Raw genomic sequence first — 9620 nt, forward strand, 5'->3', positions numbered from 1 at the left:
CTCAATATCATCTAAACATTATTTAACTATCAAATTTATTTGATATTAATATATAATATATCTTATAGTAAGTCAATGACAATTGCAATATTTATCTGTTTCCATGACGAATTTGGTTATTTTTTGTCCATTCTATACATCCGCATAAAACCGGACCGGTCGCGGACCCGGTGGAAATGAATTGCGCGCGCGGATGGAAAATGATATACTTTCCCTATAGACAGAAGGAAGGCAGGGATTTAGAACGTGCCAAAGGGAAAAACGTCCACCAACCAAAGCCTGGACCGGGCGCTTGACTTGCTGGAGCTGCTCTCCACCCCCAACAGCTCGCTGAATATCGCCGAAATCGGGAAGGAGCTTTCGGTCTCCTGGGCCACCGCCCAGGCGATCGTCAACTCCCTGTATTCGCGCGGGTACCTGGAAAAGGAGCCGGCGACGGGGAAATACCACCTGGGTTACAAGCTCTTCGGACTGGGGAACCTCTATCCGCTGCAATACCCCTTCCTCTACGCGTGCGAGAAGCATCTGCTCGCCATGAACGCCAAGTGGAAGGTCAAGGTCAATGTCATTATTTTAAAGCCCCGGTTTTGCGGGATCATCATCCTCTCGCAGGACGTCTCTCTCATCCCGAACATGGTCTTTGGCCAGCTGCTGCCTGCCTATGCCTCGGCCAGCGGAAAGGTGCTGCTGGCCAGCATGGACCCCGCGCAGCTCGACGAGTGGTGCGAAGGCTTCGAGTTCCGGCAGCTTACCCCACACACCATTACTGGGAAGGAGAGGCTGCTCGAGGAGCTGGAGGCGGTGCGCCGCCAGGGCTATGCGATGGAGGTCGAGGAGCTCGCGCTGCAGCGTGCCTGCATAGGGGTGCCGATCCGGGACGTGTCGGGGAAGATCATCGCGGCGGTCTCCTGCTCCTCGGTCAAGCAGACCATCCTCTCCCACAAGGAGGAGATGCTCGCCGATCTGATGGCGGTGGGCACCGCGATCTCGACCGAGCTGGGCTACAGCCCGCTGACCTATAAGGAATAGGCGCAGGACAAAAAAACCGGCTTCAAACCGAAATGGTTTGAAGCCGGTTTTTTTGTTTTATCCGCACTCTGGACAAAAGGGAAGGCTTACACCTTCACCATGTCCTTCATTTCCTCGAAGGCGCTCTCTCCGATCCCCTTGATGTTGAGCAGCTCCTCCTTGCGCAAAAACTTCCCGTTGCGCTCGCGGTAGTCGATGATCAGCTGAGCCGTCACCTTGCCCACCCCCGGAAGGGTGTCCAGCTCGGCGATGGTCGCCGTATTGATCGAAATTTTCACTCTGTTCTCCCCCGCTTGTGCCGTATCTCTCAGCGAGCCCTGCGGCTCCACCGGCAGCTCATATGGATGCAGCTGCCGCGCCCCGAAGTCCAGGTCTGGCGTCGTCACCGCGTTATAGCCCACCACCCCCACCGTGAGGGCGAGCCCCAGGGCCAGCAGCGTATGATAGGTCTCCGACCAGGTCATCTTCATCGCCGGCGCCTCACTTAAACTCGAATTTCCCGATCAGCCCGGCCGCGAACTGGTAGTACCTCTCATAGGCTTCCATCCCCAGCTCGATCCAGCGGCTGTCCCCGTCGTGGTTGCACAGCTTGGCAAAGCAGTTGCCAAGGCACTGGTTGTCCGCCAGGCACAGGCGGTAGACGGTGTCCGACACGCTGTCGTTGAGCGCATCGTAAACATGCTCGTTGTGGTCCTCCACCGTCTCGGAAAAGCTGTGGCGCACCGTGTCCGCCAGGATGGTGTTTTCCACCCCCTGCGCGACCGCTACCCGCACGGCGAAGCCGTACATGAAGTAGAGCTGCCCGATGTTCTCCTCGCTGACCCCATCGAACAGGCTGCTGCCGGCCCCGCAAAGAAGCGGGCGCGCCAGCTCCTCCCCCAGGCGGTTGGCCATGAAGATGTTGCCGTTGAGCTTGTGCCGGGTGTATTCCTGCGCCACGCTCTCCCCGGTGTCGGTCCTCGCGCGCAGCCCGGCGGACGGATAATCGGGCGCGATTTTGACGTCGTCGTCCGGCGCGCAGAGCGCCAGCGCCAGGCGCCCGGCCTCCCCGCGGCGCCAGAGGCATAGCTGTGCCATAAGCAGCGCCAGCAAAAGCGCCGCGAGCGTCCATGCCGTCATCTGCCCGCCTCCTTTCTCGTTTTACTCGCTAATTCTTTGCCAGCGCCTCCTGCAAGGCCTTTGACAATTGATCGGGGCAGGAGGTGGGTTTGTCCCCGCAGCGGATCCCCTCCAGCAGTTTGATAACATCCTGCGCCTTGCGCCCCTCCACCAGCTTGGACACCCCTTGCAGGTTGCCGTGGCATCCGCCCACGAACTGCACGTCCCGCACCGTCATGTCGTCGTCGAGGGTGACCGAGATGCTGCGCGAGCAGGTACCCCTTGTCCTATAAATATGTGTCGTCATTTCTGTTCATTCCTTTCGGCGTTCACGAGTTTGTAAGGCCCGTTCGCCCTGGTATGTTTTCAGCAGCGGCTGACCCCTTCCAGGCGCGCCGCGCGCTCCACCGCGTCGGCCACGTTTCGGGCCACCTGCTGATCGAACGCGTCCGGCATAATCCGCTCGGGGGAAAGCTCCCCGGCCGGCAGGCTCGCCGCGATGGCGTAAGCCGCGGCCACCTTCATCCCCTCGGTGATCTCCCGCGCGCGGCAGCGCAGCGCGCCCTTGAAAATACCCGGGAAAGCCAGGACATTGTTGATTTGGTTCTTAAAGTCGCTGCGCCCGGTGCCGACCACCGCCGCACCAGCCGCCAGTGCTTCGTCCGGCATGATCTCGGGGGTGGGGTTGGCCATCGCAAAGACGATCGCCCCCGCGTTCATCGAGCGGACCATTTCGCCGGTGAGCAGTCCCGGCCGCGAGACGCCCACAAAGACGTCCGCGCCGCGCACCGCGTCGCAAAGCGTCCCGCGCAGCCCGGCGCGGTTGGTGATTTTCGCCATCTCCCGCTGGGGAGCGGTCAGGCCCTCGGCCCCCTCGTAAATGATCCCGTTTATGTCGCAGAGAACCACGTCCCCGAACTCCATCGAGAGCAGCAGCTTTGCGATCGCGATCCCGGCAGCGCCCGCGCCGTTGATCACCAGGCGCAGCCCGCCCTTGTGCTTCCCCAAAGCCTTCAGCGCATTTAGAAGCGCCGCCGCGACCACCACGGCGGTGCCGTGCTGGTCGTCGTGGAAGACCGGGATGTCGCACAGCTCCTTGAGCCGGCGCTCGACCGCGAAGCAGCGCGGAGCCGCGATGTCCTCCAGATTGATCCCCCCGAAGCTCTTGGAGAGCAAATAAATGGTGCGCACCAGCTCGTCCTCGTCCTTGGTATCCAGCACCAGCGGGAAGGCGTCCACCCCGGCAAATTCCTTGAAGAGGGCGCATTTGCCCTCCATCACCGGCATGGCCGCGCTCGGCCCGATGTCCCCGAGCCCCAGCACCGCCGTGCCGTCGCTGATCACCGCGACCAGATTCTGCTTGCGGGTCAGCTCATAGGCGCGCTCCTCGTCCTCGGCGATCGCGAGGCACGGAGCCGCCACTCCGGGGGTGTAGAGCAGGGAGAGCGCCTCGGCGCTGTCGATGCGCTCCCTGGAGATCACTTCGATCTTTCCGTGCAGCTCGCTGTGCTTTTGCAGCGAGCGTTCCTTGATGTCCACTGTTAGAGTCCTCCCTATTTATAGTCCCAGGCTAGTGCCTGAGGCATTTCAAGAGCGCTATGCATAGTCTCAGGCTAACGCCTGAGCCATTCTAAGAACGCTACGCATAGTCTCAGGCTAACGCCTGAGCCATTCTAAGAACGCTACGCGTTCTTTGCTTTGAGCTGGTATAGTTGGCTTACCGCATCCGGCGGGGCGAGGAAGCTGCCCAGCGGGTAGGGGTGCGGCCGGTAGAAGCCGTGGAAGTCGGTGCCGCCCGTCGGGACGAGCGAGAAGCGCTGGCAGAGGGTGAGCAGCCGCCCGCGGGTCTCCTCGTCGTTGTGCGGATGGTAGACCTCCAGGCCCTGTATCCGCCCCTCGGCGGCCAGCCGCTCGCAAAGCTCCAAGCTCCCCGTCTCGCCGGGATGGGCGATCACCGCCACTCCCTGCGCCTCCCGCACGATCTGCAGTCCCTTCTCGATGTCCGGATAATCCACCGGAACGAAGCAACTGCCGCCCTTGCCGAAGAGCGCGCGGTAGACCTCGCCGTATATCTGGTTGTCGTACCCCAGGTCGATCAGCGCGTGCATGATGTGCGCGCGGTAGATCGACTGGCTGGAGCTGTAGTACTTGGCCACATGCTCCACCGTGAGGGGGTAGTACTGCATGACGTTTTTGATCATCTGCATCCCTGCCGCAGCCCGCTTATCCAGGAGGCTTTTGAGGAAGCCCTCCAGCCGGTCGGGCTTGTCGGGGAGGTAGCAAAGCAGATGGACCTTCTTCCCGGTCGCCGGGTCCTTGCAGCTGATCTCCACCCCCGGAATGACCTGCACCCCGTAGCGCTTGCCGATCACGCCCGCGCGGGTCACCCCCGCCATGGTGTCATGGTCGGTCAGCGCAAGGAAGGAGAGCCCCGCGCGCTTGGCGTAGAACACAATATCGTCGATCCCCATGCTTCCGTCCGAAACCCGGCTGTGGCAATGCAGGTCCGCCGTCATCCATGACACCCCCTGTAAAAGATTGTTTGCCCCGCCACGCTACATATCCCGCAGCACGGCGCGGTTTTTATAAAGATAGTTGACCCCCGAGACCACCGTGAGGACGGTGACCAGGGTGATGAGCACCAGATTGATGACCTGCCCCGGCGCGGGATTCTCCATGATCCCCGACTTTTGCAGCCAGAGCAGCAGGAGCGAAACGCAGATCCAGACCATCTGGGACGCTGTCTTATATTTTCCCCATTTGTCCGCCGCTATTACGATCCCCTTGGGCGCGGCGACCAGGCGCAGCGAGGTGACGAGGAATTCCCGGCTGATGATCAGGATGACCACCAGCGGCGGCACCCAGCCGATCCCCATCAGGCAGATGATCGCGCTGACCACCAGCAGCTTATCCGCCAGCGGGTCCATGAACTTTCCGAAGTCGGTGATCAGCCCGCGGGCCCTGGCGATCCTGCCGTCGAGCAGGTCGGTGAGGGAAGCGATAATAAACACCGCCAGCGCCAGCAGCGTGTGCCCGGGCAGGGCGTCCCAGTAGAAAAAGAGCAGGAACACCGGGATGAGCAGCACCCGCAGCACGGTGAGTTTGTTCGGTAGATTCAAAATGAAGGCCCTCTCTCTTTTGTTACTCCACCAGGCTGCCCATCAGGTCATAGTCGATGGTGTCCTCGACCTTCACCTGTACGAAGTCCCCGATGGACAGGGGATGCTCGCTCGTGAAGAAGGTCTTGGTGTCGATGTCCGGCGCATCCATATAGCTGCGCCCGAAATAGCTCTCGGCGTACCGGTCATACCCTTCGACCGCCACCTCCAGCACCCTGCCGATCATTCTCTCATTGAAGCGCTCGGCGTGACCCATCTGCTGCTCCATCACGATCTCGCAGCGGTGCAGCTTCTCGCTTTCGTCGAGCTGGCCCTCCATCGAGGCGGCGGGCGTCCCCTCCTCGGCCGAGTAGGCGAAGCACCCCAGACGCTCGAACCGGATCTCGTCCACAAACTCGCACAGCTCCTCGAACTGCTCCTTCGTCTCGCCCGGGAACCCGCAGATCAGGGTGGTGCGCAGCACCACCCCGGGGATCCGCGCCCGGATTTTTTGCAGCAGCGCCGTGAGGGTTTCGCGGTCCCCCCGCCGGTTCATCCGGCGCAGCACCTCGCCGCTGCAGTGCTGCAACGGAATGTCCATGTACTTGACGATCTTGTCTTCTTTTGCGATCACGTCGATCAGCTCGTCGCTGATCCGGTCCGGATATAAGTATAACAGACGGATCCATTTGATCCCGTCGATTTTACAGAGCTTACGCAGAAGCTCGGGCAGCATGGGCTTGCCGCAGAGGTCCTCGCCGTAGCGGCTGGTATCCTGCGCCACCACGTTGATCTCCTTGACCCCGCCCTCGGCCATCCAGCGCGCCTCCGCCAGAATGTCCTCCATCCCGCGCGAACGGAAATCCCCCCGGATCGAGGGGATGGCACAGTAGGTGCAGCGGTTTGAGCAGCCGTCCGCCACCTTGAGGTAGGCGAAGAACGGGAGGTTGCTGATGATCCGCTCACCCGAAAGCGGCAGGTCGTATTTGTCGCCGAACTCGACCACCCGCTCGCCATTTAAGGCGCGGCCGATCGCCTCGACGATCTCACTGTTCTTGCCGATCCCCAGCACCACGTCGGCCTCGGGGATCTCCTTGGCAACCTCCTCGCGGTAGCGCTCGGCCAGGCACCCGGTGACCACGATCACCTTGATCCGCCCCTCTTTTTTCAGGGTGCAGAACTCCAATATATTCTCGATCGATTCCTTCTTCGCGTCCTCGATGAACCCGCAGGTATTGACGATGACCACGTCGCACAGCCCGCTGTCCGCGCAGAGCTCGTACCCGCCCTTTTTGAGCAGGGAGAGCATGATTTCGCTGTCCACCTGGTTTTTCGAGCAGCCCAGGCTGACCATTCCCACCTTGATCGGCATTTTCTCGCTCCGTTCCGCCGCGCCCGCCCCGCGAAAGGAGGGGGAGCGGCAATACAATATACAAATTTATTCTATCATTTTTCGCCTATGAGCGCAAGCAAAACCCCCTAGAAAATGCTGTCTGCCCGCCCTTTATTCCTCCTGCTCGATGAACTCCTCCAGATGGCCGGCCACATACCGGATGTCCTCGAAGCCGTATCCCAGCCGCATGAGCCCGTTAAAGGCCCGCGCGCGCTGGCGCTCCCCCTCGTAGAGGTCGGCATATTTTCGCAGGATCAGCTGCGCGATCCGCTCGCGCGGGTCGCTCTCCAGCTGCTCCAGAGCCTCCTCGACATACTCCTGCGCGATCCCGCGCCGGATGAGCTCCTGCCGGATCCGCCGCGCGCCGAAGTGGCGCAGCGCCACCATGTCCCGCGCCGCGCGAAGGGCGTAGTCCCGGTCGTCCAGGTACCCCAGCTCCTCCATGCGCGACACCGCCGCCTCGGCGATCGACTCGTCCCCGCCAAAGCGCAGCAGCTTTTCATAGAGCTGCCTGCGGGTATAGTCCTGACCGCCCAGCAGCCGCAGCGCCTTCTGCTTGGCCGCCTGCAGCTCGCTGTCGTACTGCAGCGAGGAAAGGCGGGACGGCTCGATTTCCATCCCGATTTGCAGGCCGCTTTCGGCGAACACCTCGGGGCTCAGCGTGCAGACGAACTCCCCCTGCGAATAGACGGCGAACCGCCCGCGCTTGGTCAGATGGATGTCGCTGATGGTCAACCGGCTCACCTCCCGATAGGAAAGGCCGCGCTTTCGGCGCGGCCCAGAATATTCTATGCCTTGACTTCCTTGTCGTCGGCCTCGACCTGAACATTGACCGGGCCCTTGGAAATTTTGTTGATCTTCTTGGGGGTCTTGCCCATTCCGAGCAGCTCGTCCTTGCGCTCCATCACCTGGCGCGCGACGTCCTCGGCGAACTCGGGGTTCTCCCGCAGATAGAGCTTGACGTTGTCTCGCCCCTGGCCGATCCTCGTCTCGCCGTAGCTGAACCAGGCGCCCGACTTCTGGATGATGTCCAGCTTGACCGCGGCATCCACGATCTCGCCGTCGCGGGAGATGCCCTGCCCGTACATGATGTCGAACTCGGCCTCCTTGAAGGGCGGGGCGACCTTGTTCTTGACCACCTTGACCCGCGTGCGGTTGCCCACCACCTCGCCGCCGACCTTTAAGCTCTCGATCCGGCGCACGTCGAGGCGCACCGAAGAGTAGAACTTGAGCGCCCGGCCGCCCGGGGTGGTCTCGGGATTGCCGTACATCACGCCGATCTTTTCGCGCAGCTGGTTGATGAAGATGGCGGTACAATTGGACTTGGAGATGGCGCCGGTCAGCTTGCGCAGCGCCTGGCTCATCAGGCGCGCCTGGAGCCCCACGTGGGTGTCGCCCATCTCGCCCTCGATCTCCGCCTTGGTGGTCATGGCGGCCACCGAGTCGATGACGGCCACGTCGATGGCGCCTGAGCGCACCAATGCTTCGCAGATTTCCAGCGCCTGCTCGCCGGTGTCCGGCTGGGAGACCAGGAGGGAATCGATGTCCACCCCCAGCGCCTTGGCGTAGACCGGGTCGAGCGCATGCTCGACGTCGATAAAGAGCGCGTCGCCCCCCGCCTTCTGCGCCTCGGCCACGATATGCAGCGCCACCGTCGTCTTACCCGAGCTCTCCGGCCCGAAGATTTCGATGATCCTGCCCCGCGGCACCCCGCCGATCCCCAGGGCGATGTCCAGCGAAAGGGAGCCGGTCGGGATGGCCTCAACGTTCATCGATGGAGCCTCGCCCAGCTTCATCACCGCGCCCTTTCCAAACTGCTTTTCGATCTGCGCCAGAGCCGTTTCCAATGCCTTTTCCTTATCCGACATCCTTTTCCCTCCGTATGGAATCCGCACATTCGCGAATGTATGTTCGTAACTGTTCCTATTATACCAACAATAGGGGCAAAGCGCAAGGGGGTGGAGCGATATTTTTACAGGAAATTGGAACACCCGCCCCGGCTCTCGCCGGGGCGGGGTTTCTTTGCCGTCATTGCGGGAAGGCGCGCAGTGTGGGATGGGAGCTGCCGGCAGACATGGACCAGGCCCCTGTCGAGGCAAAGTTCCAGCCGGCAAATTTGGTGGCGTCGGAAAAGAGGGAGGAGGCCATACCGGCGGTGCCCGGCGGGTTGAAAGCTCCGATTTGGGAGCTGCCGCTCCAGCCCCGGCCCACCGCATAGGCAACCCCCATGTCATCGGCAAAGTAGCAAAGGCTGAAGGTCGTTGGGGTGGAGGTGGCGTATTCGGTCCCTCCCGAGATGCCTCCCCGCTCCCCGCCGCTGATGGTGCCGGGGATGGCGAAGCAGCGCGTCACCTTGCTGCCGGCGAAGGACATTCCCTCAATGGCGCCCGCGTCGTAGGTGCCGGTGGAGGTTGAGGCCGGCGCCGTGACGTTGGCCCCGACCGAGTAGCAGTCCCGGATTTCGCCGCCGTTGATCTGCTGGCCAACCAGCCCCCCGGCGTGATAGGTCCCGACCACCGTTCCGTTTTCCACATAACACTGCTCGACCAGCGACCCTGAATCGCTGTTTGCGACGATGCCTCCGGCAAGCCCGCTGCCGCTGTCATTCACCGTAAAATTGGTTACCCCAATTTTGCGGATGGTGGCTGAATTTATATAGCCAAACAACCCGGCGTGGTTGACTTGCGCGCTTCTGGGGATGGAAAGGTTCTTGACCAGGTGCCCGCCGCCGTCGTAGATGCCGCTGAAAACAGTCAGGCTGTTCCCGCCGATGGGGGTCCAGTCGCCCGTGAGGCTCAGGTCCTGCGTCTGGATGAAGCTCGCCGCCAGGTGGCTGTTCACATGCGCCAGCTGCGCCTGCGACGACACCTTCCAGGGCTTGGCGGCGGTGCCCGCACCGCCCCCGTAGCCGCCGGCGGCGAGCGCATGCTCGCACCCCTCGATCGTCACCGTCTTGCTCGCCGTCACCCCCGACCCGTCCTTGGCCGCCGCCTTCACCGTGA

Annotated in this window: 11 protein-coding genes; 1 reads left to right on the forward strand and 10 read right to left on the reverse strand. The window is 62.0% G+C overall.

Features of this window, described 5'->3' with window-relative positions; all coding sequences use genetic code 11:
* Positions 1-246: 246 nt before the first annotated feature.
* Positions 247-1029, forward strand: coding sequence for an IclR family transcriptional regulator (locus tag B5477_RS00185; protein ID WP_079697834.1), 783 nt, complete (start codon positions 247-249; stop codon positions 1027-1029).
* Positions 1030-1115: 86 nt separating this feature from the next.
* Here B5477_RS00185 and B5477_RS00190 read toward each other — a convergent pair whose 3' ends face one another.
* From B5477_RS00190 to B5477_RS00235, 10 genes are all read right to left on the reverse strand, one after another.
* Positions 1116-1499, reverse strand: coding sequence for a ComEA family DNA-binding protein (locus B5477_RS00190; protein WP_079697835.1), 384 nt, complete (start codon positions 1497-1499; stop codon positions 1116-1118).
* Positions 1500-1509: 10 nt separating this feature from the next.
* Entirely contained in the window at positions 1510-2148 is a 639-nt protein-coding gene (locus B5477_RS00195; protein WP_079697836.1) for a hypothetical protein, read from the reverse strand.
* Between the two features lie 28 nt (positions 2149-2176).
* The gene (locus B5477_RS00200) at positions 2177-2434 is read right to left on the reverse strand and encodes a TIGR03905 family TSCPD domain-containing protein (protein WP_079697837.1); all 258 of its coding nucleotides are present in this window, start codon (positions 2432-2434) and stop codon (positions 2177-2179) included.
* A 59-nt stretch (positions 2435-2493) separates the two neighbouring features.
* Complete coding sequence (locus B5477_RS00205; protein WP_079697838.1) at positions 2494-3666, reverse strand: NAD(P)-dependent malic enzyme; 1173 nt, start codon at positions 3664-3666, stop codon at positions 2494-2496.
* Between the two features lie 143 nt (positions 3667-3809).
* Positions 3810-4643 carry a PHP domain-containing protein gene (locus B5477_RS00210; RefSeq protein WP_079697839.1) on the reverse strand — a complete coding sequence of 278 codons (834 nt, stop codon included), beginning with the start codon at positions 4641-4643 and terminating at the stop codon, positions 3810-3812.
* Positions 4644-4682: 39 nt separating this feature from the next.
* Entirely contained in the window at positions 4683-5246 is a 564-nt protein-coding gene (gene pgsA / locus B5477_RS00215) for a CDP-diacylglycerol--glycerol-3-phosphate 3-phosphatidyltransferase (protein ID WP_079697840.1), read from the reverse strand.
* Positions 5247-5268: 22 nt separating this feature from the next.
* A complete protein-coding gene (rimO, locus tag B5477_RS00220; RefSeq protein ID WP_079697841.1) occupies positions 5269-6597 on the reverse strand; it encodes a 30S ribosomal protein S12 methylthiotransferase RimO in 1329 nt (442 codons plus the stop codon).
* Between the two features lie 132 nt (positions 6598-6729).
* Positions 6730-7353 carry a regulatory protein RecX gene (locus tag B5477_RS00225; protein ID WP_079697842.1) on the reverse strand — a complete coding sequence of 208 codons (624 nt, stop codon included), beginning with the start codon at positions 7351-7353 and terminating at the stop codon, positions 6730-6732.
* A gap of 53 nt (positions 7354-7406) precedes the next feature.
* A complete protein-coding gene (gene recA / locus B5477_RS00230) occupies positions 7407-8486 on the reverse strand; it encodes a recombinase RecA (protein WP_079697843.1) in 1080 nt (359 codons plus the stop codon).
* Positions 8487-8646: 160 nt separating this feature from the next.
* Positions 8647-9620, reverse strand: a 974-nt coding sequence (locus B5477_RS00235) for a GLUG motif-containing protein (protein WP_143533514.1), incomplete at its 5' end; no start/stop codon positions are given.

Source organism: Provencibacterium massiliense (genome assembly GCF_900169495.1).
Classification (GTDB): Bacteria; Bacillota; Clostridia; order Oscillospirales; family Ruminococcaceae; genus Harryflintia; species Harryflintia acetispora.

Excerpts from the sequence above, each read along its gene's own strand:
- B5477_RS00200 (WP_079697837.1), bottom strand. The coding sequence starts at position 2,434 with ATGACGACACATATTTATAGGACAAGGGGTACCTGCTCGCGCAGCATC.
- B5477_RS00190 (WP_079697835.1), bottom strand. The coding sequence starts at position 1,499 with ATGAAGATGACCTGGTCGGAGACCTATCATACGCTGCTGGCCCTGGGG.
- B5477_RS00195 (WP_079697836.1), bottom strand. The coding sequence starts at position 2,148 with ATGACGGCATGGACGCTCGCGGCGCTTTTGCTGGCGCTGCTTATGGCA.
- rimO (WP_079697841.1), bottom strand. The coding sequence starts at position 6,597 with ATGCCGATCAAGGTGGGAATGGTCAGCCTGGGCTGCTCGAAAAACCAG.
- recA (WP_079697843.1), bottom strand. The coding sequence starts at position 8,486 with ATGTCGGATAAGGAAAAGGCATTGGAAACGGCTCTGGCGCAGATCGAA.
- B5477_RS00210 (WP_079697839.1), bottom strand. The coding sequence starts at position 4,643 with ATGACGGCGGACCTGCATTGCCACAGCCGGGTTTCGGACGGAAGCATG.